Origin of the sequence: Amycolatopsis sp. QT-25, from assembly GCF_029369745.1 — a bacterium.
Taxonomy (GTDB): Bacteria; Actinomycetota; Actinomycetes; order Mycobacteriales; family Pseudonocardiaceae; genus Amycolatopsis.
This window is the reverse complement of the sequence record NZ_CP120210.1, coordinates 4,344,035-4,369,600: the sequence shown is the minus strand read 5'-3', so window position 1 is coordinate 4,369,600 and position 25,566 is coordinate 4,344,035. Positions and strand designations below refer to the sequence as shown.

The 25,566-nt window shown below is 68.6% G+C and carries 15 protein-coding genes; 12 read left to right on the top strand and 3 right to left on the bottom strand.

Features of this window, described 5'->3' with window-relative positions; all coding sequences use genetic code 11:
• Nucleotides 1–187: 187 nt before the first annotated feature.
• The 8 genes from P3102_RS20095 to P3102_RS20060 all read left to right on the top strand — a co-directional run bounded on the left by P3102_RS20095 (nucleotide 188) and on the right by P3102_RS20060 (nucleotide 18,077).
• Nucleotides 188–505, top strand: a complete 318-nt coding sequence (locus P3102_RS20095; RefSeq protein ID WP_276360823.1) for a YciI family protein — start codon at nucleotides 188–190, stop codon at nucleotides 503–505.
• Nucleotides 506–776: 271 nt separating this feature from the next.
• Entirely contained in the window at nucleotides 777–3,533 is a 2,757-nt protein-coding gene (locus tag P3102_RS20090; RefSeq protein WP_276360822.1) for an AfsR/SARP family transcriptional regulator, read from the top strand.
• Nucleotides 3,534–3,666: 133 nt separating this feature from the next.
• Entirely contained in the window at nucleotides 3,667–6,747 is a 3,081-nt protein-coding gene (locus P3102_RS20085; RefSeq protein ID WP_276360820.1) for a LamG-like jellyroll fold domain-containing protein, read from the top strand.
• A gap of 79 nt (nucleotides 6,748–6,826) precedes the next feature.
• Entirely contained in the window at nucleotides 6,827–12,826 is a 6,000-nt protein-coding gene (locus P3102_RS20080) for an RHS repeat-associated core domain-containing protein (protein WP_276360818.1), read from the top strand.
• A gap of 1,660 nt (nucleotides 12,827–14,486) precedes the next feature.
• On the top strand, nucleotides 14,487–15,809 hold the full coding sequence (locus P3102_RS20075; protein ID WP_276360816.1) for a M20/M25/M40 family metallo-hydrolase: 1,323 nt from the start codon (nucleotides 14,487–14,489) through the stop codon (nucleotides 15,807–15,809).
• Nucleotides 15,809–16,696, top strand: a complete 888-nt coding sequence (locus tag P3102_RS20070) for an alpha/beta hydrolase (RefSeq protein WP_276360815.1) — start codon at nucleotides 15,809–15,811, stop codon at nucleotides 16,694–16,696. The genes P3102_RS20075 and P3102_RS20070 overlap by 1 nt, the downstream gene beginning before the upstream one ends.
• Nucleotides 16,697–16,736: 40 nt before the next feature.
• Nucleotides 16,737–17,333: a helix-turn-helix domain-containing protein gene (locus tag P3102_RS20065; RefSeq protein WP_276360813.1), complete on the top strand. Its 597-nt coding sequence runs from the start codon at nucleotides 16,737–16,739 to the stop codon at nucleotides 17,331–17,333.
• Nucleotides 17,334–18,077 (top strand): SRPBCC domain-containing protein, encoded by a 744-nt coding sequence (locus P3102_RS20060; RefSeq protein WP_276360812.1) that lies wholly within the window; start codon nucleotides 17,334–17,336, stop codon nucleotides 18,075–18,077. It begins immediately after the preceding gene.
• Here the strand turns inward: P3102_RS20060 and P3102_RS20055 are convergent.
• From P3102_RS20055 to P3102_RS20045, 3 genes are all read right to left on the bottom strand, one after another.
• Nucleotides 18,070–18,291, bottom strand: coding sequence for a DUF5703 family protein (locus P3102_RS20055; protein WP_016334446.1), 222 nt, complete (start codon nucleotides 18,289–18,291; stop codon nucleotides 18,070–18,072). The genes P3102_RS20060 and P3102_RS20055 overlap by 8 nt on opposite strands.
• Nucleotides 18,288–19,301: a hypothetical protein gene (locus tag P3102_RS20050; protein ID WP_276360795.1), complete on the bottom strand. Its 1,014-nt coding sequence runs from the start codon at nucleotides 19,299–19,301 to the stop codon at nucleotides 18,288–18,290. Before P3102_RS20050 ends, P3102_RS20055 begins: the two co-directional genes overlap by 4 nt.
• 112 nt (nucleotides 19,302–19,413) lie before the next feature.
• On the bottom strand, nucleotides 19,414–20,379 hold the full coding sequence (locus tag P3102_RS20045; protein ID WP_276360793.1) for an aldo/keto reductase: 966 nt from the start codon (nucleotides 20,377–20,379) through the stop codon (nucleotides 19,414–19,416).
• Nucleotides 20,380–20,515: 136 nt separating this feature from the next.
• On the opposite strand from P3102_RS20045, the gene P3102_RS20040 reads away from it, so the two are divergent.
• The 4 genes from P3102_RS20040 to P3102_RS20025 all read left to right on the top strand — a co-directional run bounded on the left by P3102_RS20040 (nucleotide 20,516) and on the right by P3102_RS20025 (nucleotide 25,363).
• Complete coding sequence (locus tag P3102_RS20040) at nucleotides 20,516–21,562, top strand: LLM class F420-dependent oxidoreductase (protein WP_276360791.1); 1,047 nt, start codon at nucleotides 20,516–20,518, stop codon at nucleotides 21,560–21,562.
• A complete protein-coding gene (locus P3102_RS20035) occupies nucleotides 21,562–22,401 on the top strand; it encodes an undecaprenyl-diphosphate phosphatase (protein ID WP_276360789.1) in 840 nt (279 codons plus the stop codon). The genes P3102_RS20040 and P3102_RS20035 overlap by 1 nt, the downstream gene beginning before the upstream one ends.
• A 105-nt stretch (nucleotides 22,402–22,506) precedes the next feature.
• Nucleotides 22,507–23,217, top strand: coding sequence for a histidine phosphatase family protein (locus P3102_RS20030; RefSeq protein ID WP_276360787.1), 711 nt, complete (start codon nucleotides 22,507–22,509; stop codon nucleotides 23,215–23,217).
• Nucleotides 23,218–23,320: 103 nt separating this feature from the next.
• Nucleotides 23,321–25,363: a M3 family metallopeptidase gene (locus P3102_RS20025; RefSeq protein WP_276360785.1), complete on the top strand. Its 2,043-nt coding sequence runs from the start codon at nucleotides 23,321–23,323 to the stop codon at nucleotides 25,361–25,363.
• The last annotated feature ends 203 nt before the right edge of the window (nucleotides 25,364–25,566 follow it).

Sequence of the window (25,566 nt, the reverse complement as noted above, 5' to 3'; positions counted from 1 at the left end):
AACGCGCGAACCGGCCGGCCTCGTCTGACGGCTGACGCCGGTCATCGGCTTACCGGACATCGGTCACGATGACCGATACGCCACCGGGATACCCCACATAGCGTTTTCGACAGACACGAACGACGAGGAGACGACCATAGCGAAGTATTTCCTGAGCCTCCCGCACGACTCCGCCGAGGAGCCGACGATGGAGGGCATGGACCCCGCGGAGCTGCAGGAGATCATGGCCGCGGTCGGCGCGTTCAACACCGCCGTCCAGGAGGCGGGCGCGTTCGTGACCGCCGGCGGCCTGCACCCGCCGTCGAGCGCGACCACGGTGGACTACTCCGGAGACAGCCCCGTACTCACCCCGGGCCCGTTCGCCGAAGCCGACGAGTACCTCGGTGGCTTCTGGATCATCGAGGCCGAGAACGACGACGTCGCGATCGAATGGGCCAAGCAGGCATCGCGTGCGCTGCGAAGCAGGGTCGAGGTACGTGCCCTCCAGGAGGAACCCCCCACCTGAGCGTCCGGCAGACGGGTCGATCGCAGTGGTACGACCACGTTGGCAAGGGCCAGGTCTCGGCAGTCCGGCGTGATCGGGTTCTCGGGGTGCCGACGGCCAGACGTGCAGCCTGGCCGCCGGCACCGTCCGGATGGTTCTCCCGGAATCTCCCCGATCGCCCGAAAAGGTGCTGGTGAACAGACGCAGGTGAACATTTCTTTGGCGTGCACGGAGACTGAAGATGCCAGGCTTGTTCCGGGGAGAAGCGGTGGCTCGGGGTGTGCGAATCAGGGTGCTGGGGCCATTCGAGGTCGAGACGGCCGCCGGGCCGGTCGACGTGGGTGGCCGACAGCGTGTTTTGCTGGCGTCGCTGGCGTTCTCGGCGAACCAAGTCGTCCCGCAGTGGAAACTGATCGGCCATGTGTGGGGTGAGGAGTCCCCGCTGGATGTGCGCAATGGCCTTCAGACGCTGGTGAGCAGGTTGCGGCGCAGCCTCGGAGCCGACGTCATCGAGACGACCGAGGGGGGATATCTGCTGCGCGCCGCCGCCGCCGATCTGGACCTGCTCGAAATGCGTGAGCTGGTCGACTCGGCGGCCGCCGCGGCACGGGAAGGGGACGCCGGCCGGGAGTACGCGTTGCTGGCGTCGGCAGTCCGGCTGTGGCGTGGCGATCCGTTGGAGGATGTCGCGTCGCCGGATCTGCGGGCGGAGGCGGGACCGAAAGTCGCCGAGCTGTGGTTCGCCACCCGCGAGCGAATGCTGGACGTCGACCTGGAACGCGGTCGCGGGCAGGAAGTGATCGCCGACCTACGAGATCTGACCGCCCGGCACCCGCTGCGCGAAACGTTGTGGGCCAGGCTGATGCTGGCGCTGCACCGGGCCGGCCGGCGGGCCGAGGCCTTGGAAGCCTATCGCCAGGTTTCCGAACTGGTACGGGAGCAACTCGGGCTCGACGTGGGGTGCGCCGTCGCCGATCTGCACCAAGCGATCCTGCTCGACGACGAAGCGCTCGTGGCCGATCAGCCGGCCACGGCGCGGGTGCCTCGCCAGTTGCCGGGTGACATACGCGGGTTCGTCGGGCGGGGGAACGAGCTGGCGGGGCTGGATCACCTGGTGGACGAAGGCGGCAGTCAACCGGTCGTGATCTCCGCCGTCGACGGGGCCGCCGGTATCGGGAAGACGACTTTGGCCGTGCACTGGGCACATCGGGTCGTGCCGCGGTTCCCGGACGGGCAGCTGTATCTGGACCTTCGTGGTTACGGTCCCAGCGCGCCGGTCGATCCGGCGGAGGCGTTGGACGTGCTGCTGCGTTCGCTGGGGGTGCCGCCGGAGCGTGTCCCGGCCGACGTCGAGGAACGAGCGGCGCTCTGGCGTACCGAGTCCGCGGTCCGCCGGGTGCTGGTCGTGCTGGACAACGCCCGTGACAGCGCCCAGGTGCGGCCGTTGCTGCCCGGTGGGGGTTCGGTCGTGGTGACCAGCCGTCGCAAACTGCGGGGCCTCTCCGCTCGGGAGGGCGCGCGCCACCTCACCCTGGGCTTGCTCTCCCCCGTCGAGGGGCTGGAGTTGTTCACCGATCAGGTCGGCAGGGAGAGGGCGGCGGCCGAGCCGGAAGCGGCGGCGGCGATCGTGGAGTCGTGCGCGCAGTTGCCGCTCGCGCTGCGGCTCGCCGCGGACCACGCCGCCCGGCACCCGGAGTGGCCGCTGTCATCGCTACGAGACGAGCTGGCCGGCCAGCGCGGGCTGGAGGTCCTGACGGTCGAGGACGATCGCAACACCGACCTGCGTTCGCTGTTCGACTGGTCGTATGACGCCCTCGATGCGCAAGCCGCGGCGGTTTTCGCTGTACTGGGCCTGTTTCCCGGCGACACCATCGGCAGGCACGCGGTCGCCGCACTGGCCGCGATCCCGACGGCGGACGCGGGTGCCGCGCTCGGGCGATTGGCGGAAGTCAGCATTCTCCAGCAGCGGTTGCCCGACCGGTTCGAACTGCACGACCTGCTGCGGCAATACGCGCGGGACAAGGCGGCGACAATGCCCGGCGCGCCGGCGGCCATCGAACGGCTGGTAGCGCATTATGTGCACACTGCGGAGCGGGCGCGCGGTCACCTCAGCGGCACTGCGCACCGGATGCCGATCACTCCGGCCGGTCCCGGCGTGCCGCTGGTCGACTTCCCCGACCACCATGCCGCCGTCGCCTGGTTCGACCGGGAAATCGACACGATCGCGAAGTTGGTCCTCGGCGCGGACGAGCACGGCCTGCACGTTCAAGCCGCGGTGTTGTTCCAGCTGTGCTGGCAGTACCTCTACTTGCGTGGGCATTGGCGGCGGATGGTCGCGATGGGGGAGGCCGCCATCCGCAGCGCGACCGCGGCCGGGGACCGGTTCCTGCGGGCGAAGTGCTACAACGGTGTGGGCACCGGCTACGGCCGGGTCGCCGACCGGAGAAAGCAGATCTTCTGCTACCACACCGCGCTGGAGGTTTTTCGCGAGCTGGGCGACCTCGCGGAACAGGGCACGTCGCTGCTCAACCTGGGGTCTGCCCTCAACTGGGGGCGCCGGTTCGCCGAGGCCGTCGAACCACTACGGGAAGCCGTCCGCTTGCACGAGTCCGTAGGCGACGAATTGTCCATCGCGATGGCCCTCAACAACCTCGCGGACACCCTCGTCGGGCTCGGCCGCTTCGAGGAGGCGGATGAACCCGCCCGGCGAGCCCTCGGCATCTTCCGCAAAGGGAAAGAACCCTCGCGGATCGTCGCCGGTCTGGAGACCATCGCCGCAGTGCAAGCCGGCGCAGGCGATCATCACACCGCCGCCGGAACCTATCGGGAAGCCATCGACCTCGTCGAAGAGGTCCACGTGACCAGGTCGGCGGTGCCGCTGCGGGTGGGACTGGGGCACGCGCTGCTCGCGCTCGGCGATGTCGATCAAGCACACGGAGTTTGGCGGGAGGCCTACGACCGGTGCCTGCGGGAGGGCGATGACGCCACCGCCGAAGAGATCCAGGCGCTGCTTTCCGCGCACACCCGGCCGGGCACCGGTACCGCGTGACAGCGCCGTGCAAGTGTGACGACAGCGGCTACCGCGTTCGCCGCCCTACGGTCCTGTTCGAGCGACGCGGCCCGCCACGCCGGCGGGAGCACACGGCCGCGCTTCCGTCGCTCTCGGACTGGGGAGGGCGAGGGTGGCGAAGCGAAGATCGATCGTGGCGTTCATGGTGGCCGCGGTGGTGTCAGGGGCTGTGCAAGGGACTGGCGCCATCGCGGTCGCGGCACCCGCCGAGCTGCCCGACGAGGCTTCGGCCTCGGTGGCCGCCAGTCGGTTCGACCGGCGGGTGGAGGTCGCCGGCCTGAAGTCGGAGACCTCCCAGGTGTTCGCCAACCCCAGCGGCACGTTCACCGCGGTCGTGAACGCGAGACCGGTGCGGGTGCGCCTTCCCGGCGGCGGCTGGGCCCCGGTCGACACGACCCTCCGCCGCGACGCCGGAGGCCGGGTGACCGCCACGATGTCGTCGCTGCGAGCAACTCTGTCGGGGGGTGGCGCCGGCCCGCTGTTCGCGTCGGGCGACCGCATCCTGCCCTGGCCGCGCGCCCTTCCGGTTCCTGTCCTCGACGGGAAAACCGCCGTCTACCGCGAGGCCCTGCCTGGAGTGGACCTGACCACCACCCTCGACGTCGGCGGAGTCGTCACCGCGCTGAGCGTGAAGTCCCGCGAGGCGGCGGGCAGCGCCGAACTCGTCGCCGCGCTGCGCACACTTTCTCCTGACCCTGACGCGGATCTGGCCCGGCTGACTTCCGCCGCCGCCTATCCAGCGGTCGTAGCTCCTGCGACCACCGTGGGCGCCGCGAACTGGACCATGATCAACGAACGGCATCCGGATCAGTCCTATTGGTCCTATGACCGCGGTGAGGGCGCGAAAGTCGGCTACGTCGAACAGAGCGGCGACGGGTGGGAACGCTACCGCGCGATCTGGACCTTCCCGATGGAGAACCTGCGCAGCAAGCACGTGTTGCGCGCCTGGTTCAGCTCCTACCTCAAGCACACCTATTCCTGTTCCGACACGTGGACCGACCTGTACCTGGTCAACTCGGTCAACGCCGGTACGACGTGGGCCAACCACTGGGGTTCGTGGCCGTGGTCGAGCTATCTGGCGGGGGCGAACAACAACGATTGCCGGGACGCCGGGCGGTACAGCGAATGGGGTGGCGACAAGGTCACCAAGGCCGCGCAGGACGGCACCGGCTGGGGGACCCTCACCCTCGGCCTGCGTGCCGGTGACGAGGGCACGATCAACGCCGGCTGGAAGAAGTTCGACGAGAACCGCACGGCGCTGTCGGTCGAGTACAACTCCTACCCCCAGGCTCCCGACCAGCTCAGCGTCGAGGGCAAGGCGTGTGGCGCACAGCCGCTCTATGTGGGTACGACCAGCCCGACGTTGCGTGCCCGCCCCCGCGATGAGGACGGCCAAATCCACGACACCTACTTCGCCCGTGGCGAGCGCGAGTCGCCCGGTGGCCGGTTCGTCACCTGGGAATCGACGTTCGTACCCGGTATCCCCGCCGGGGCCGTCGCCCAGTTCCGCATGGCGGGTCCGCTGGCGGACGGGAAGCTTTACGCCTTCCAGAGCCAGTCCCACGACGGTATCGACCCCGGTGAGAAGTCCGCGTACTGCGAGTTCTACGTCGACGTGACTCGCCCGCACGTGCCGCCCGCCATCGCCACCGCCGATGGCCGCTACCCATCCGATGGCGTGGTGCACGGTGGGGTGGGTGTCAGCGGAGACTTCACGCTCGCGGCGGCGGGCGTCGCCGACGTCGCCGGCTACCTCGTGGGCGTCGCGGACCCGCCCGCGCACTTCGTGCCGGCCACCGCTCTCGGCGGCACGGCGACCGCCGGAGTGACGCCGGAATGGCGCGGCACCAACACTTTGTACGTCCGGTCGGTGGACAGGGCGGGTAACCAGTCCGGCACCGCCCAGTACCACTTCCGGGTCGGCTCGGGCGCGCCCCCGGTCGGCCGCTGGAAGCTGGACGAAGCGACCGGTCCGACTCTCGCCGACACGGCGGACGGACGGCAACCGGCGACCTTGAGCAGTGGTGCCCTCGGCGCACCCGGCAGGCTCTTCGGCGGCCCCACCGCCCTGGCCGGCGGTACCGCGGCCACGGCGGGACCGGTGGTCGGTACCGCCGACAGTTTCAGCGTGGCCGCGTGGGTGCGCTCGACCGCGCCCGCCGGTACGGCCGTCACCCAAGAGGGCACTCACGTGGGCGGCTTCGCGCTCGGCCGTGCCGGTGATCGATGGGTGTTTTCCATGCCGCAGGGCGACAGCGACACCGCCGCACGCAGCACGGCGTCCTCCATCCATCCTGCGCGTCACGGCGTGTGGACTCACTTGGCGGGCACCTACGACTCGGCGACCCGCAAGCTCACGTTGTATGTCGACGGGCGCCATGCCGGGGAGACCGTCGCTCCGGCTGAGGCCTGGGCCGCGACCGGCCCGCTGGTTCTGGGACGTGGCCCCGGTGCCGCCGATCCTTGGCAGGGCGAGCTGGCCGACGTCCAGGTCTGGCCCCGCCGGATCTATCTCAGCGAAGTCACCGAACTGGCCAACGCGACCACCCCGGTCGGAGATTGGCTCTTCGAGGAGGAGTCCGGGGCCACCGCGCTGGACACTTCCGGTTTCGGCAGGCACTTGACCTTTCCCGGCGGCACCCATCCCGGCTGGGGGAGGCGCGAGGGCCACAGTGGGACGGGACGCTCGATCCACACCGGCGGCAGGCCGGGGACGACCCAAGGGCCGGTGACGCGGTCCACGACCGGGTTCGCGGTATCCGCTTGGGTGAAGATCGACCAGCCGACGCCGGGATGGCAGGCGGCGGTCGCGGGCCACGGTTCACGCACCAGCCCGTTCTTGCTCCAATACGCCGCGACATCCCGGAAGTGGGCGTTCGCCGTCACCGGCGCCGACGTCGACAACCCCGCGCAGCACCGCGCCTATTCGACGGGCGAGGCGGTGCCGGGGCGGTGGACGCACCTGGTCGGTGTGCATGACCCGGGTGCGCGTCAGGTCCGGCTCTACGTCGACGGGCAACTGGCTTCGACCGTGTCGGCCCCGACGTCCTGGGACTCCACCGGGCCCCTGATAGTCGGCCAAGGCCGATGGAACGGCGCCGACTCCGACTCCTGGTTCGGCGGTCTCGACGACGTCCGGGTGCTGGCCGGCGTGCCGACAGACCTGGAAATCACCGCGCTCTACCAGCAGTGACCACATCGAGGGGATGACTCACGTGCAGAAGAAAAGACCGTTACAGTCCCTGGCGCGCAGAGGATGCGCGGCGGCACTGGTGCCGATTCTCGTCGCCGGGCTGGCCGTCGCCACGGCGGCACCCGCCGCGGCATATGAGCGGCTGAAGGCGCAACAACATCCTGTGGTGGAGGGGAAAACCGCGTCCTCGGTGCCCTATGCGCCCGACCCCGACGACGAAGCGGCTCGCAAGCTTGTTCCCGCGCCCGTGTGGCCGCAGCCGGGCAAGGCCGCCGTCCGGCAGGCCACGAATGCCCGTGTGGGTGGCTTACCGGTCAGCGTGACCCCGGTGGGAGCGGCGGGCACGGCGAGCGTCGAGGTGCTGGACCGGAATGCGGCCGAACGCGGCTCCTGGGCCGTGCTGATGCGCTTGGAGAGCAACACCCACGCAGAGAAAGGCCACGCAGACCTCTCTGTGGATTACTCGGCGTTCCGCTCGGCTTTCGGCGCCGACTACGGCAACCGGCTCCGGCTGCTCAGCCTGCCCGCCTGCGCCGTGGACACGCCCGGCGATCCGAAGTGCGCCGGAATCGCAGTGCCGTCGGTCAACGATGGCACCAAGGTTTCCGGCAGGGTCCCGGCCGGCGGCCTGGTCGCGCTGGCGGCGGGCCCTGAGGGGAGTTCGGGCGACTTCAAGGCCACCGAACTCAAAGCCTCCGGATCCTGGGAATTCGGCGGCTCGTCCGGCGACTTCTCCTGGCAGTACCCGATGCGCACTCCGCCTGCTCTGGAAGGGCCCGCTCCTCAGCTTCGTCTGGACTATTCCAGCCAATCGGTCGACGGGATGACCGCCGCCACCAACAACCAGCCGAGCTGGGTGGGGGAGGGATTCTCGTTCACCCAAGGCTATATCGAGCGGTCTTACCGCTCCTGCACTGACATGGGCGGAGGAGTCGCCAAGACCGGAGACCAGTGCTGGGTCTCCGACAACGCCGTCTTGTCGCTGGACGGGCGCACCGTCGAACTGGTGCGGGACGACGTCACCGGGAAGTTCCGTGCCCGACACGACGCCGGGATGCGCGTCGAGCGCCGCACCGGAGCCGTCAACGGCGACAACGACGGCGAGCACTGGGTGGTCACCGACCGGCACGGCACCGAGTTCTGGTTCGGCCGGAACCGTTTGCCCGGCTGGGCCGAGGGCCGTCCACAGACCGACTCCACGTGGACGGTTCCCGTGTACGGCACCGATCCGTGTCGCACAGCCGACCAAACGGGTCCTTCCTGTTCCCAGGCGTGGCGTTGGAACCTCGACCACGTGGTGGACACCCACGGCAACTCCATGTCCTTGTGGTACACCAAAGAAAGCAACAAATACGCCCGGAACAACGACGCCACCAAAGCGACCGACTACGTTCGCGGCGGCTGGCTGACCCGCATCGACTACGGCACCCGCACCGACTCCGAGTACGGCCATGTGCCCATGCAGGTCGTGGTCGAGGTCGCCGACCGCTGCGAAGCCGACTGTGACACCAAGAACGCCACCACGTGGAAGGACGTTCCCTGGGACCTGGAGTGCACCGGCAGCCCGTGCCGCGTGGCAAGTCCGACCTTCTGGACGACCAAACGCCTGAGCAAACTCTCCACCAACGTCGCCGGGAGCACCGGGCGCCGCGCGGTCGACTCGTGGACGCTGCGGCACTCCTACCCCGACCCCGGCGACAACACCCGCGCCGGCCTGTGGCTGGACGGCATCACCCACACCGGCCACGTCGGCGGCACGCTCGACATGCCCGAAACCACCTTCACCGGAATGGCACGGGACAACCGGGTACGCGCGGTCTCCGACACCGCGCCGCCCATGAAGTGGCGCCGCATCGAACGCATCCGCAACGGCACCGGCGGTGAAATCGTCGTCGGCTATTCCGATCCCCACTGCGCCGCGGGCGGCACCATGCCCGCCGCGCCCGAGACCAACACACTGCGCTGCTTCCCCTCCTACTGGACCAGGACCGGCGATACCGACCCCAAGATCGACTACTTCCACAAGTACGTCGTGACCTCAGTGTCCGAAGTGGACCATACCGGCGGCAACCCGGTGAGCACCACGGCCTACGAGTACGTCGGCGGAGCGGCCTGGCACCACACCGAAGACGAGACCGTGCCCGGCAAATACCGCACGTGGAACGGCTGGCGCGGCTACGAGAAAGTCCGCGTGACCGAAGGGACCGGCACCGGAGCACGCCACGGCGAGACGCTCTACTTCCGGGGCATGGACGGCGACCAGTTGCCCGGCGGCGGCAAACGACCGGCACGTGTCAAGGACTCCGAGAACGTCGAGGTGCCCGACAGCCCCGGCCTGGAGGGACGAGCGCGGGAGAAACGTACCCTCGCCGGACCTGGCGGCGCTGAGATCTCCGGAGAGATCGTCGACCCGTGGCTGTCCGATCCGACCGCCACCGACGTCCGCGGTGGTGCCACGGTGCAGGCCCGTTTCGTCGCCGACGGAACGACCCGGCACCGTGTCGCACTCGACGGTGGCCGGGGATACCTCCGCACCCGCACCACGACGGAATTCGACAAGCATGGGCTTCCCGTCGCGGAGAACGACCTGGGCGACGAGAACACGGCCGACGACGACCAGTGCACCAGGACCGAATACGTCCGGGACGAGGGACGCTGGCTGATCGAGTTCCCGTCCCGTGAGCAGACTTACGCTCTGTCCTGCGACAAACAGCCCACCCGCGACGAGGAGATCGTCAGCGACACCCGGACGTCCTACGACGGCCGCGACTTCGGCCTAGCGCCGACCAAGGGAGACGAGACCCGCACCGAGGAGATCTCTTCCCTGTCCGGCGGTGCGCGCGGCTACACGACCGTCTCGCGTGCCGGGTACGACGCGCACGGCCGCGTCGTGGAGTCCTGGGACGCCCGTGATGCGCTCACCAAGACCGTGTTCACCCCGGCGACCGGTGGTCCGGTGACGGCCATTGCCGAGACCAACGCTCTCGGGCACACCACGACCACCACCGTGGAACCGGCCTGGGCCGAGGCCGAAGTAGGCACGACCGACCCCAACGGCAAGATCACCAGCCAGGCGCACGACCCGCTGGGTCACCTCACCGCGGTCTGGAAACCAGGCCGCCTACAGGGCAAGGCCGAGCCGCACGTCAAGCACACGTACCTGTTTCGCGCGGACGCGCCGACCTCCGTCATCACGGCCGAACTGCATCCCGACGACGTGCGCTACGTGACGTCCACGGTGCTCTACGACGGTTTCCTGCGGCAACGCCAGACTCAGGGCCCTGGATCGTCCGGGCGTGTCGTCAGCGACGCCGTCCACGACTCGGCAGGCCGGACCGTCAAGGCCAACTCCGCCTACCCGGTCGGCGGCGCACCCGGCACCGAACTGTTCGTCGCGTTGCAGGACAACGGCATCCCCAATCAGGTGCTGACCACGTTCGACGCGGCCGACCGGCCCGTGTCCCAAGTGGTCAAAGCCTACGACCAGGTGCAGTCCACCACCACGACCGTCTACGGCGGCGACCGCGTGGACGTCACCCCGCCGAAGGGAGGCACCGCGACGAGCACCGTCACCGACGGCCGCGACCGCAAGGTCGAGCTACGCCAGTACCGGGACGGCACACCGACCGGGCCCTACGACAGCACCAAATACACCTACACCCGCAAAAACCTGGAAGCGACCGTCGTCGACCCCGCGGGCAACACGTGGAGCTACGGCTACGACCTTCGCGGCCGTCGCACGTCCACGACCGACCCGGACTCGGGAACCACGAAGAGCACCTACGACACCGCCGGAGACGAGCTCACGACGACCGACGCCAAAGGCCGCGTCCTGACCACCACCTACGACGTCCTCGGCAGGCGTACCGCACTGCACGAAGGCGCCGTGAAACGGGCCGAGTGGATCTACGACGACAAGCAGGACGGTCAGCTGGACGCGGCGATCCGCCACCAGGACGGCAAGACCTACACCAGCGAGGTCACCGGCTACGACAATCACTACCAGCCGACCGGCACGAAGATCACCATCCCGGAGACCGCGGGCACCCCGGCGGGCAAGCTCGCCGGTGTCTACGAGTTCAAGAACACCTACCGTGCGAACGGTCAGCTCGTCACCAGCACCTACCCGCAGGTCGGCGAACTGCCCACGGAAGTGGTCGAATACGGCTACGACGATCTGGGCAAACCTTCGGTACTGAAGTCCAAACTCGGCACCGGACCGGTGACCACCTACGTCGCGGCCACCCAATACACCAACCTCGGCCAGACCGGCGTGCACACCTTCGCCACCGGCACCACCGGCAAACTGATGGAGACGCAATACAGCTACGAACCCACCGGGCGACTCACCCGTGCCCTGACCACCAAAGAAACCGGTGCACCCGTCGTGTCCGATGTGAGTCAGGACTACGACCCGGCGGGCAACGTCACCCGGATCGCCGAGGCGGCCTCCGCCGACACCCAGTGCTTCACCTACGACCACAACCAGCGGATGACGGGGGCCTGGACCCCGACGTCCGGCGACTGCGCGGCGGCACCCAGCACGGCCGGCCTCGGAGGTCCCGCGCCCTACTGGCAGAGCTTCGACTACGACGCCGTCGGCAACCGCACTCGCCGCGTCCGGCACGCGACGCCGACGGGTGACGTCACCACCACCTACACCTATCCGGCGGCGAAGTCGGCGAAACCGCACGCTCTGGCCTCGACCAGCACGACCGACAACACCGGGACACGCACGGACGGCTACGCCTACGACGAACTGGGCAACACCACCGGCAGGCCCGGCGACCAGAAGATGACTTGGGACGTGGAGGGAAACCTCGTCTCCACCACCGACCGCACCGGCACGACGACCTACGTCGACGACGCCGAAGGCAACCGGGTCGTCCGCGCCGACCCGACCGGCACCACACTGTTCCTCTCCGACACCCAGGTCCGGTTCGACCGGGCCACCGGCAAGGTCGACGGCATCAGGTTCTACGAGCACGGAGGCGCCATCGTCGCCCAGCGCACCATCGCCGGGGTGACGTGGCTGGTCACCGACGCCCAGGGCACCGCGCATACGGCCGTAGCCGAAAAGTCACAGGAAGTGGTGCAGCGCAGGCAAACGCCGTTCGGCGAAGTACGCGGCCAAACGGCGGCGTGGCCCAACGAGCACGGATTCCAAATGGGAGCGAAGGAACCAGGAGGGCTGGTCAACGTCGGAGTCCGACAGTACGACCCGGACACCGGCCGATTCACCTCCGTCGACCCCGTCCTGGACGCCGACAACCCGCAACAGCTCAACGCCTACGCCTACGCCAACAACAGCCCCGCCAGCTTCAGCGACCCGACCGGAAAACTGTGGGGCCTCGCGTTCTCGATGGCCCGATTCGCCTACAACAAAGCGGTCAAGGCGAAAGCTCGTGCCGCAGCCCAGCGAGCCACGATGTCGCGGCACGTGAAACGCATCAAGAGCATTCAGGCTGCCAAGCGCTCGGTCACCCGTGCCCGGGCCAATGCTGCCGTGGTCACTGCGCGTAAGGCCAGGGCGATCACTCAGAAGACCGCGTACGAAGCCGCCTACCGACAGTACCGGGAGCGTATGAGGCCCATCAACGAAGGATTTGGCGATGTCTTGGGCAGCTGGTTCACCGCGCGCGAGGCAATCGGCGCGACTGTGGTGAGCGGTCCGATGGCCGGACTCATGTCCAACGGTTTGGTGACTACCGGAGTCGGCGCCTCCTTCGCTGGAATGGGCTCATTCAAGATCGGTGAGCGCAACGTCCTCGAATGGGTCTCCTATGGCCCACAACAAGGCGCCCGATGGCTGCTGCAAGAAGGAGTCACTCCGGCCACCTGGCATCTTGTACGCGGCGCGCACATCACCGGCAAGGCCGTCGGTAGAACGGTCCGCCACGGAGCGAACGTCGTCCGCGCGGGAGCCGAAACCCTCGGCAGAGGATTCACAGTCTCGGCCAACGCCGTGGCCGACGCGTTGACCATACCGTTGATGGCAGGTGGCGGCGGATCACCCGCTGGCCTCGGTGGAATCAGGGATGGCCGAGACGTCGGCGGGAGACAGCCAGGACCCAGATGAGAACCGTGCTGTGTGGTGCCCCGGTATTCGATTGACCGGGGCACCACACATTCGCCGACAGAAGCTCAGGCTTCGCAAATGGGACCGGTGAACGTTGGCGACAGCCTTTGCATTCATTGCTCAGCCCTTCGCTCGCGGCCATTTCCACGATGAGCTCACTGGCAAGGTTGACGTCGGCGTCGGCCCGAGCCCGTTCGCGCTGGGGTCGTGAAGAAAGAATCGGTCAACGTCAGCTCCGTCGGTGCCGATGATGGACGCTTGTTCAGCTTTCCCAGCTTGGAGGTATCGGGGGAAGCTTCGATGAAGGCGTGATCAAGCAAAGCTTGGACTTGGGCGACGTCGGCGCCGCCTCTTCGAGGGGTGCCGGAGGTACGGCGTAGCCGATGGGGCGGAGACCCTGGTTTCCGGCGCCACGTTGACGGCGAGGACGACTTGGGTGATGCCGGAGAGGGTCAGCCTGCCGCGTTGCCCGGCCCAGAGTGAGCCGGGGTGGTCGTCGGGTGCCTGGCCGGTGCTGCGTTCGGCCCAGAAACCAGCGCGTTGATGGTCTGCCGGATCGTGTCGGGCCGGTACTTCGGGTAGGCGTCGGTGTCCTGGTCGTGGGTGTCCTGGTCGTGGGTGTCGTCCCAGCGGGTGATCTGGTCGTCGACGTACTCGAGGAGATTGGTGGTCGTGATCGCGTTCGTGCCGGTCTGATAGCCGCGAAGGTGGCACCAGTGCTGGTAGTGCGCGAGGCGTGCGCCAGAATGCCATCAACTTGGCCTCGGCGAGCGTCGAACCCTCGTTCCGCGTTCAGGCGTGCGACGCGCTGAGTCACCCGATTCTCGGCCACCGCAAGATATGGGTGATACCCGCAGGTATCACCCATATCTTCAGCGGTGAGATGACGCCGAGCCCTGCATGGCCTCGATGCCCGCATTTCGCATGACCTGGGAATTTGTGCCGGACGAGCCGCATCCTGAGTATGCGCATCCAGCCATCGAGAGATCCGATCTTCTCCCTATCTGGTGAGTTCTTGACCCTCGTCCTCTGGGGTCGAAATGGCAGATGAGATTTGGTGTCTTCCGCTAAATCAAAGCAGGGGTTGGCGCATAATCAGCGAGCCCTCGTCGAGGTTAGTGCTGGAATCGTCGCTGGGAATCCATTGGCGGCGTCGGCCCGGAAGGCGCGGAGTACGGCCGTGGCGATGCAAGAATCGCCGCATCGTGAGCCGGGTGCCTGTGTTGTTCAGCTGGGCGCCTCCCGTGGGAAGCTGGGCCCGCTGTGGGACGTCCGGTCGCAATCGGTTCTGACCAGTTCGAACGCGTGTCGGCCTGCAGGCGACCGGGGCGGGGCCCCGCCGCGAAGGCTTTCCTCCGGTGTCCGTGTGGCGGCCTGGGCGGAGCCCGAGGTTATGGCTCGTCGTCCGGTCGACGCCGGACCACAGTCGCCGGCCGAGAAGTGGCTCGATTTGTCCGTTTCGGGTCGGTGCTGTCGTGCGAGGCCTGGTTTCCTGAGGCTTCGACTTGCGGCGTCTTAGTCGTGCACTGACGGAGGCACTCGAGTGCGGGTTGCCGATTGGGCTGCCGCCTGCGGTGGTGCGGCCGGGAGTGGGTCTTCACACGTGCCCGCGCGGCGGTCGTGACGGGTCGGTCGGCTCCACCAATGGTAGGAATGCCTGGTGACCGAACCGAATTTGATCGCAGCAGCCGCCGAAGAGGCAGTCACGCTCACCAGCGAACTGATCCGCATCGACACGACCAACACGGGTGACCCGGACACGCTGGTGGGTGAACGCGCCGCGGCGGAGTACGTCGCCGAGAAGCTCACCGACGCGGGCTACGAGATCACCTACGTCGAGTCCGGCGGCAAGGACCGCCACAACGTGATCGTCCGGTTGCCGGGGGCCGACCCTTCGCGCGGCGCGCTCCTGATCCACGGTCATCTCGACGCGGTTCCGGCCGACGCCTCGGAGTGGTCGGTCCACCCGTTCTCCGGCGCGATCCAAGACGACTACGTCTGGGGCCGCGGTGCCGTGGACATGAAGGACATGGTCGGCATGGCGCTCGCGCTGGCCCGCCACTACAAGCTCAACGGCATCGTCCCGCCGCGTGACCTCGTCTTCGCGTTCCTCGCGGACGAAGAAGCGGGCGGCAAGTACGGCGCGCAGTGGCTGGTCGAGAACCGGCCCGAGCTGTTCGAAGGGGTCACCGAGGCGATCAGCGAGGTCGGCGGGTTCTCGATCACGCTGAAGGACAACGTCCGCGCGTACCTCATCGAGACGGCCGAAAAGGGCATCCGCTGGATGAAGCTGCGGGTGCGGGGCACCGCCGGCCACGGTTCGATGATCCACCGCGACAACGCCGTCACCAAGCTTTCCGAGGCCGTCGCCAGGCTCGGCAACCACCGCTTCCCGCTGGTGATGACCGACTCCGTGCGCGAGTTCCTGGACGGCGTCACCGAGATCACCGGCTGGGACTTCCCCGAGGACGACATCGAGGGTTCCGTCGCGAAGCTCGGCAACATCTCCCGGATGATCGGCGCGACCCTGCGCGACACGGCGAACCCGACGATGCTCACCGCCGGGTACAAGTCGAACGTCATCCCCTCGGTCGCGGAGGCCTCGGTCGACTGCCGGATCCTGCCCGGCCGTCTCGAAGCGTTCAACGCCGAACTGGAGGAGATCCTCGGCCCGGACATCGAGAAGGAGTGGATGGAGCTGCCGCCGGTCGAGACGACCTTCGACGGCGCTCTCGTCGACGCGATGACCAACGCGGTCCTCGCCGAGGACCCGGGTGCCCGCACGCTCCCGTACATGCTTTCCGGTGGCACGGACGCGAAGTCCTTCCAGACGCTCGGGATCCGCAACTTCGGGTTCGCGCCGTTGCGGCTGCCCGCGGACCTCGATTTCTCCGCGCTGTTCCACGGAGTCGACGAGCGTGTCCCGGTCGACGCGCTGAAGTTCGGCGTGCGCGTGCTCGACCGCTTCCTCCGCTCGGCCTGATGCCCGGTTTGCTGGCGGCCGACGGCACACCCCTGTACTTCGAGCGCTGGGGTGCTTCGTCGGCGCCGGTGACCGTGGTGCTCCTCCACGGATACGCCCTCGACAGGCGGAGCTGGCGCGCCATCGCGCCGGTGCTGGCCGAGGCAGCCGAATCGTCGGAGGAACCCGTTTCGGTGTTGACGTACGACCAGCGTGGGCACGGCGAATCCGGCGCGGTCCGGGCCGCGTCGGCCACCATGGGGCAGCTCGCCGACGACCTGGCCGAGGTGCTGGAGAAGGTGATCCCCGATGGCCGGGTCGTCTTGGCAGGCCATGACATGGGCGGTCTCGCCATCCTGTCGCTCGCCCAGCGCCATCCGGACGTCTTCGCGGCGCGGGTGGCGGGTATCGGGCTGCTCGCCATGTCCGCGGGCGGCGTCACCCCGGACGCGATCTGGCCGAACGCCCTCGGGAAACTCGGCCGGGACCTGGAGATGGTGTTCGGGTCGAAGCTGATCGGCCTGGTGCGGGACCATACGAGCAAAGCGGTGACCGCCGGGCTGCGATGGTGGCTCTTCGGCGACGACCCGGTACCCGCCGATGTCGAGCTGACCGTGCGGATGATCCGCGGCAACTGGCCGCAGACGGTGTCCGCGTTCCGGCCTGCCTTGGACGCCTACCTGCGGGAATCGGCGTTGTCGCAGGTAGGCGCGGTGCCGGTGACCGCGATCGTGGGAGAGCGCGACAGGCTGGTGCCCACGGCGGACGTCGAAGAACTGGCGGGTGCCGTGGAGAACGGGACGGCCGTGGTGCTGCCCGGGGTCGGGCACGTCGTGCCGCTCGAAGCGGCGCCGCAGGTGGTTCCGCGCCTGCTCGCCCTGGTGTCCCGAGCTCGCCGACAAGCCTGACGTTCTTGACAAATTCTCTTTTCGGTGCCATCTTCTTGCCATGTTCTCCGTTGCGGTGATCGAGGACGCGGAAGCGGCCGAAGTGTCGCTGGATCCGGTCCGGGCCCGGCTGCTCGCCGAACTCGCCGAACCGGCTTCGGCCACGATGCTCGCTGCGCGAGTGGACCTGCCGAGACAGAAGGTGAACTACCACCTGCGCGCGCTGGAGAAGCACGGGCTGGTCGAGCTCGTCGAGGAACGACGCAAGGGCAACGTCACCGAACGCATGATGCGCGCGACCGCGTCCTCCTACGTCATTTCACCGACGGCGCTTTCGGCGGTGCAGCCCGATCCGGCCCAGTCGCCGGACCGGCTGTCCGCGCGCTGGCTGCTCGCGGTGGCAGGCAGGCTGGTGCGCGACGTCGGCCTGCTGATCACCGGTTCGGCCAAGGCGCGCAAACGGGTCGCGACCTTCGCGATCGACGGCGAAGTGCGGTTCTCCTCCGCCGCGGACAGGGCCGCGTTCGCCGAAGAACTCACCGTCGCGATCACGAACCTGGTGAGCAGATACCACGACGAAGGCGCCGAACAGGGCCGCGACCACCGAATCGTCGTCGCCGTCCACCCGAGCGTCGAAACCGAGCCCGAGGAGCGCTGAATGGGCCACGAATTCGAGATCACCGACCGCATCGAGGTCGACGCGACACCGGAACAGGTTTGGGACGCCATCGCCACCGGGCCGGGGATCACGTCGTGGTTCATGGGGCGCAACAAGGTCGACGGCGGCGTCGGCGGCACCGTGAAGACCGCCTTCGGCGGCTACGAACCCACGTCGGCGATCACGGCGTGGGATCCACTGGAACGACTCGTCCACGGCACGGAACCCGCGCCGGACGGGCGGTTCGTCGCCTACGAATTCCTCATCGAAGGCCGTTCCGGTGGCAGCACCGTGCTACGGACCGTGACGAGCGGTTTCCTGCCCGGCGACGACTGGGAGGACGAGTTCGAGGCGATGACCGCCGGTGGCGAGCTGTTCTTCCGCACCCTGGTGGAGTATCTCAACGGCTTCGCGGGCAGGCGGGCGGTGCCGGTCACGGTCTTCGGGCCGATGATCGAGGACTGGGACGGCGCGTGGCTGAAGCTGGGCCGGGAACTGGGCCTGGCCGGGCGGCCGGAAACGGGGGACAAGGTCCGCCTGTCCACCGGCGCTGTGTCCACTGTGGACGGCGAGGTCTACTTCGCGAACGTGCAGACGGTCGGGATCCGGACCGAGGACGCGCTCCTCAGGTTCGTCCGCGGTTTCGCCGGGCCGATGGTCGCGATGCACCACCTGTTCGGCGACGTCGACTCCGCAGAACAGGACGCGCTTTGGGCCGGCTGGCTCGGCCGGGTGTTCAGGTGATGAGGCCGGGCAGGGGAGTGGCGGTGCGCTTGCGGCGCAACCACACCCTCCTGGTCCCATCGGAGTAGAGCCGGACGGTCGAGAGCTCCCAACCGGCGAACTCGGCGTGGATCGACAGCTGCGTCGCCGCCGCCCGCCGGGAGACACCGGGAGGCAGTTGCAGCCGCCGGTACTCCCAATCCCCTTCGACCACCGCCTCGTCCACCACTGTCATGGCGTGATCACCTGGATCCCTTCTCCGATGGCCGAGCCGACGACCACGCGGCCGCCGCGGGCGTCGACGGTGACCGAATCCGGCTGCCGCACGGTGGGGAACCGGTGCTTCTCGATCGGCTCCCCGCCGCGGACGTCGAAGCCGACGACCTCGTTGCGTCCCGTGAGCGTGACCCACACGAGGCCACGCGGGCGGTCGTAGACGAGGCCGTACGCCCCGCCGGGGACGGGATAGCGCTGGCGAAGCAGCAACGGTGTCGTGGAAAACGCCAGCAGCGCACCCGCCCGCGCGTCGGTGACGAAGACACGGCCAAGGTCGTCGGTGACGGCGTTGGCCGCGCCGTCGCCGGCACGCAAACCCTCGCCGATCTTGCCTTCGGTGAGGTCGACGGCGAACAAGGCGGTGCGCAGTTTGTCCAGCACGACCACGCCGTCGCCGGTGTCCAGCACGTCGTCGGCGCTGTAGATCTGGCCGGTGATGGTCTTCGGGTCCGCGTTCTTCGTCAGCACCTCGACGGCCTTGCGGTCGCGGACCGAGACGAGCGTCGCGTCGCCGTCGGCGAGTCCGGCCGACGGCTGCCCCGCCACCGGAACCGTCTCCAGAGCGCCATCGGGCAGGGAGACCTTCGCCAGCAGGCTCTTGCCGGGCACGCTGGCGAGGACCTGGGAACCCGACACCGTGAGCCGCTCCGCCGGACCGGGCAAGGCCACGGTCGTCTTCGGGGCCCCCAGGACGGCGAGATCGTAGATACGCAGGGAGGGCGGCTCCGAGACGGCGACGACCAGCGTCTTGCTCGCCTCGTCGGTCACCAGCGCCCGCACTCCCGGCCCGGCGAACACCGCACCCGCGGGCTTGGTCGTCACCGCGGGGGAGACCGCCGCGGTCGCCGCGACGGGGTTCTGCACGATCTGCAAGGTGTCGTTGGGGGTGTCGTCCGCACTACAGGACGAGAGCACCAGCGCACCGGCGAGCGGGATCGCGATCCGGGAAACGGCGGACAGCCGACCCACCTTGGTGCCTCCACCTGCTACTCGTCGAACGGACCTGTCCAGCATCCTCCAGGAACTCCACCACGTCACGCCGGTGTCACTCAACAGTCACCTAATCCAGTGTTCGGACGGCTCACAGGCCGCGTTCCGGGTATCCGACCTCGATCGCGCTGACGTCGTCGAGCGCCGAGCGGATGGCGGGCGGGAGCATGATGCCCTCGGCGGTGAGCGAGCCGGTCAACTGACCGGTGTCACGGGCTCCGACCACGGGCGCGGCCACTCCGGGCCGATCGCGGACCCAGGCCAGCGCGACCGCCAGCGGCGAGGTCCCGAGGCCGTCGGCGGCCGTCGCGACCGCCTGCACGATCCGGGCCGCGCGTTCGGTCCGGTGATGTTCGACATACCCCGCGAAAACACTCGAAGCACCACGCGAATCGGCGGGTGTCCCGCTGCGGTACTTGCCGGTGAGCACGCCCCGGCCGAGCGGTGCCCACGGCAGGAGTCCGACGCCGTGGTGTTCCGCGGCCGGGACGACCTCACGATCGACACCGCGCTCCAGCAGCGAGTACTCGACCTGCGTCGAGACCAGCGGGGCGACGGCGGAACTGCGGGCCGCGGCGGTCGCCAGCTGCCAGCCGGAGTAGTTGGAGACGCCGACGTAGCGGACCTTGCCGCTGGTCACGGCGTACTCGAGGGCGCCGAGGGTCTCGTCGACCGGAACGGTGGTGTCCCAGGCGTGCAGCTGCCAGAGGTCGATGTGATCGGTGCCGAGCCGGCGCAGCGAACCTTCGAGCGCGCTCAGCAGCGCGCCGCGCGAGGCTCCACCGCCGAACGGGCCATCGGCGCGGCGGGCGACGGCCTTGGTGGCGAGCACGATGTCGTCACGCGGGACCAGGTCGCCGAGCAGCGCGCCGAGGACGCGTTCGCTCTCGCCCTCGCCGTAGATGTCGGCGGTGTCGACCAGGGTGCCCCCGGCGTCGACGAACGCGACCAGCTGGCTGGCCGCCTCCTCCGAGTCGGTGTCGCCACCCCACGTCATGGTCCCGAGGGCCATCCGCGAGACCCGAAGTCCCGACCGGCCGAGCTGTCGTTTTTCCACGACGGGCGAGCCTAGCCGGAAGGCAAGTGGGTGACACGGAGCAGGTGAGCGTGTCGTCGTCGAGTACCACCGTGCGGGTCATCGGCTGTCAACACCCTGAACGGAGGAGTGACACTCCGATGGATACATTCACGCCGTGCGACTCGGACTGAACTTGGGCTATTGGGGCGCGGGGAACGACGCGGCCAACCTGGCATTGGCGAAGAAGGCGGACGACCTGGACTACGCGGTCGTCTGGGCCGCGGAAGCGTACGGCTCGGACGCGCCGACGGTGCTGGCGTGGGTGGCGGCGCAGACCTCACGGATCGACGTGGGCAGCGCGGTACTGCAGATCCCCGCGCGGACACCGGCGATGACCGCGATGACCGCCGCGACCCTGGACACGCTTTCGGGTGGCCGATTCCGCCTCGGCCTCGGTGTTTCCGGCCCACAGGTGTCCGAAGGCTGGCACGGGGTGAAGTTCGCGTCGCCGCTCGGCCGCACCCGCGAATACGTCGACATCGTCCGCAAGGCGCTGAGCCGCGACCGGGTCCGCTACGACGGCGACCACTTCCAGCTTCCCCTGCCCGGCGGACCGGGGAAGGCGCTGACCCTGACCGTGCACCCCGTGCGCGAAGAGATCCCCGTGTACCTCGCCGCCATCGGCCCGAAGAACCTCGAACTGACCGGTGAGATCGCGAACGGCTGGCTGCCGGTGTTCTACTCGCCCGAGCACGCCGATACGCAACTGAAGCTGATCCAGGCAGGGGCCGACAAGGCCGGGCGCTCGCTCGACGGCTTCGACGTCGTTCCCACCGTCCCGCTGGTGGTCGGGGACGACTGGGAGGCCTGCGCCGACGCGGTCCGCGGGTACGCGGCGCTGTACATCGGCGGGATGGGCAGCCGGGAGGAGAACTTCTACAACCAGCTAGCCTGCCGGATGGGCTTCGACCGCGAAGCGGCCGACGTCCAGCAGAAGTACCTGGGCAAGGATTACGCGGGCGCCATGGCGGCCGTCCCGCTCGAGTTCATCGACGCGACGTCGCTGCTGGGCCCCAAGGAGCGGATCGCCGACCGGATGCGGGCCTTCGCCGAGTCCGGTGTCACGACGCTGACCGTCGCGCCGTCCATGCCGGATCCGGAGGGCTCCGCACGCGCCCTCGAGATCGCGGCCGAAGCGATCGCCCTGGCCGGTGTCGCCTGATGGGATGGTTCGAAGCACTGGTCCTCGGTCTCGTCCAGGGCCTCACGGAGTTCCTGCCGATCTCCTCCAGCGCGCACCTGCGGATCACCGCGGCGCTCGCCGGCTGGGACGACCCGGGTGCCGCGTTCACCGCGGTGACCCAGATCGGCACCGAACTCGCGGTCATCCTGTACTTCTCGAGCAAGATCGGGAAGATCCTCCGCGCCTGGTTCTTCTCGATCTACCAGAAGGACTGGCGCCGCGACCCCGACGCCCGGCTGGGCTGGCTGATCATCGTCGGCTCGATGCCGATCGTCGTCCTGGGCCTGCTGTTGCAGGACGCCATCGACGAAACCTTCCGTGACCTGCGGATCACCGCGACCACCCTGATCGTGTTCGGGCTGATCCTCCTGGTGGCCGACCGCATCGGGAAGCAGCAGCGCACGCTCGACCACCTGACCGTGCCGCACGGCCTCGGCTTCGGGTTCGCACAGGCGCTGGCGCTGATCCCGGGCGTCTCCCGCTCCGGCGGCACCACCAGCGCCGGGCTGCTGCTCGGCTACACCCGCGCGGAGGCGGCGGAGTACTCCTTCCTGCTGGCGCTGCCGGCGGTGTTCGGCTCGGGCCTGTACAAGCTGACCGACATCGGCAAGGACGGCGCCCCGGCACAGTGGGGGCCGACGATCCTGGCGACGCTGGTCGCGTTCGGCGTGGGCTACGCCGTCATCGCCTGGCTGATGTCCTACATCAAGACCAAGAGCTTCGTCCCGTTCGTGATCTACCGGCTCGTGCTCGGTGCCCTGCTGTTCGTGCTGATCTTCACCGGCGTCCTGGATCCCGGCGCGGGTCCGCACCTGTGAATCCTGCGCAATTCGTCACCTGGTTGCGGTAGTTGCACGCGCAACGATCGCAACCAGGTGCCGAATTGCGGGAGTGGGCGAAGCACGACACGTAGGGTGGGCCACGTGAGTACTGTGATCCTTCTGCGCCACGGCAAGTCGACGGCGAACGGTTCGGGTGTCCTGGCCGGGCGCACGCCCAAGATCGGCTTGGACGACACCGGCCGGGCACAGGCGGCCGCGCTCGTCGAACGACTGGCGCCGGTCCCGCTCGCGGAGTTGGTCGTCTCGCCGATGCTCCGCTGCCGTCAGACGGTCGCGAAGCTGGCCGAGGCGCGCGGGATGGACAAGGTCAAAGAGCCCGGTTTGTCCGAAGTGGACTACGGTGAATGGACCGGTCGCGCGCTCAAGGACCTGTTCAAGGAACCTCTGTGGCGGGTCGTGCAGGCACATCCCTCGGCCGCGGTCTTTCCCGGCGGCGAAGGGCTCGCCGAGATGCAGGCCCGGTCGGTCGCGGCCGTCCGCGCGCATGACGCCCGGATCACCGCGAAACACGGGGACGACGCGGTGTGGCTCTTGTGCAGTCATGGCGACGTGATCAAGGCGATCCTCGCCGACGCGCTCGGCCAGCATCTCGATTCCTTTCAGCGGATCGTGGTCGATCCGGGGTCGGTTTCGGTCGTCCGGTATACCGAGACTCGTCCGTTCGTGTTGCGCGTCAACGACAACGGCGGCGACCTGACCGGTATCGCGCCCCCGGAATCCAAGACGAAAGCCAAGCGGGGCAAGGGAAAGCGGAGCTCCGACGCGGTGGTGGGCGGTACCACCGGAGCGTGACCACGGCCGTGGCGTGGCGTCACGCCACGGACGGCATCCACCGGCCCCTCGCTGCCCGTAAGGTGGCCGGATCAGCAGATTCGACGACCCGGGAGCAACACCGATGATTTCGCAGGACAACCCGTTCGCCGCGCCGAGTGAGCTGCCCTACGCCCTTCCGCCGTTCGACCGGATCGCCGACGAACACTTCCTTCCCGCCTTCGAAGCGGGGCTGGCCGAGCACGCCGCCGAAATCGACGCGATCGCGAACTCGGCGGAGCCGCCGACCTTCGAGAACACCATCGTCGCGCTCGAAAAGTCCGGCAGGCTGTTGTCCCGCGTCTCCAGCGTGTTCTTCAACCTCTCCGGATCGAACGCGAACGACGAGATCCAGCGCGTGCAGGCCGAGATGGCGCCGCGGCTGGCCGCGCACGCCGACGCCGTCAACCTGAACCCGGCGCTGTTCGCCCGGATCAACACCCTGTTCGAGCGCAGGGAAGAACTCGGTCTCGACCCCGAGGCGCTTCGCCTGCTGGAGCGTCACCACACCGACGTGCGCCGCGCCGGCGCCGGCCTTCCCGAGACCGGGCAGAAGCGCCTGCGTGAGCTGAACGAACAGCTTTCGACCCTGTCGACCAAGTTCCAGCAGAACCTGCTCAAGGACACCAACGAACTCGCCGTGGTCGTCGACGACGTCGCGGAACTCGCGGGACTGGGTGAGGCCGAGATCGCCACGGCCGCCGAGGCCGCCGGCGAGGAGGGCGAATACGTCCTCAAACTGACCCTGCCGACGGCGCAGGCCGCGTTGGCCTCGCTGGAGGACCGTGCCTTGCGCGAGCGGATCTTCACCGCGTCGGTGTCCCGTGGCAACCGGGGCAACGAGTCCGACAACAACGAGATCGTGGCCCAGCTCGTCCGGCTGCGCGCGGAGCGGGCCGCGGTGCTCGGCTTCCCCGATCACGCTTCGTACGTCATCGAAGACGAGACCGCGAAGACCGCCGAGGCCGCGGTGGGCCTGCTCGAACGCCTCGCCCCGGTCGCGGCCGCCAACGCCAAGGCCGAAGCCGAGGAACTGCGGCATTACCTCGAAGCCGACATCCCGGGCGCGGTCCTGCGGCCGTGGGACTGGGCGTTCTACGCCGAACGCGTGCGCAAGGACCGGTTCGACGTCGACACCGCGGCCCTGCGCCCGTTCTTCGAACTGAACCGGGTGCTGACCGACGGGGTCTTCTTCGCCGCGTCCAAGCTGTACGGCCTGAGTTTCACCGAGCGGGAGGATCTGCCGAAGTACCACCCGGAGGTCCGGATCTTCGAGGTCTTCGACGCGGACGGCGCGGAACTCGGCCTGTTCCTGCTCGACTACTACGCCCGCGACTCGAAGCGCGGTGGCGCCTGGATGAACAACTTCGTCGACCAGACGAAGCTCCTGGGCACCAAGACGGTCGTGGTGAACGTGCTCAACGTCGCGAAGCCGCCGTCGGGTGAGCCGACCCTGCTGACCTTCGACGAGGTCGTCACCGCGTTCCACGAGTTCGGGCACGCCCTGCACTCGCTGCTTTCCGATGTCGAGTACCCGATGTTCTCCGGCACCAACGTCCCTCGTGATTTCGTCGAGTATCCGTCGCAGGTCAACGAGATGTGGATGCTCTGGCCCGAGGTGCTCGCCAACTACGCGAAGCACCACGTGACCGGTGAGCCGCTGCCGCAGGAGCAGATCGACAAGCTCCTGGCATCGCAGCAGTACGGTGAAGGCTTCTCGACCACCGAGTACCTCGCGGCGGCCCTGCTCGATCAGGCGTGGCACGCGCTCGGCACCGAGGATCACGTCGACGACGTCCAGCGGTTCGAGATCGAGGCGCTGACGAAGGCCGGTGTCGCGCTCGAGGCCGTGCCGCCGCGCTACCGCACCACCTACTTCGCGCACATCTTCAGCGGTGGCTACAGCGCCGGGTACTACTCCTACATCTGGAGTGAGGTCCTCGACGCCGACACCGTCCAGTGGTTCCGCGAGAACGGCGGGCTCACCAGGAAAAACGGTGACCACTTCCGCCGTGAACTGCTCGGTCGGGGCGGCAGCGTCGACCCGATGGCCGCCTTCCGCGCGTTCCGCGGCCGTGACCCGGAGATCGAGTCGCTGCTGAAACGTCGCGGCCTCGCCGGGGCCTGATTCCCTGACGATTTCCCTGCCTGGGCACTTCCAGTGTCCGGGCAGGGGAACCGCGCTCGGACGGCGCCGACGGGGGAGTGTCCTGAGTGGACTGTCGCACGCCTCCCCGAGGGCGGGCTGCATCTATGGGTGCGGCTACCGGCGGGGAGCGATGCGAACGCGCTCGCCCGCGCCGTGGTCGGGGCAGGGGAGCGGTTCTTCGC

Bases quoted from the DNA above. Each gene is read 5' to 3' on its own strand.
- P3102_RS20060 (WP_276360812.1), top strand. From the start codon at position 17,334: ATGGGCCACGAATTCGAGATCACCGACCGCATCGAGGTCGACGCGACA.
- P3102_RS20095 (WP_276360823.1), top strand. From the start codon at position 188: ATGGAGGGCATGGACCCCGCGGAGCTGCAGGAGATCATGGCCGCGGTC.
- P3102_RS20025 (WP_276360785.1), top strand. From the start codon at position 23,321: ATGATTTCGCAGGACAACCCGTTCGCCGCGCCGAGTGAGCTGCCCTAC.
- P3102_RS20055 (WP_016334446.1), bottom strand. From the start codon at position 18,291: ATGACAGTGGTGGACGAGGCGGTGGTCGAAGGGGATTGGGAGTACCGG.
- P3102_RS20070 (WP_276360815.1), top strand. From the start codon at position 15,809: ATGCCCGGTTTGCTGGCGGCCGACGGCACACCCCTGTACTTCGAGCGC.
- P3102_RS20035 (WP_276360789.1), top strand. From the start codon at position 21,562: ATGGGATGGTTCGAAGCACTGGTCCTCGGTCTCGTCCAGGGCCTCACG.
- P3102_RS20065 (WP_276360813.1), top strand. From the start codon at position 16,737: ATGTTCTCCGTTGCGGTGATCGAGGACGCGGAAGCGGCCGAAGTGTCG.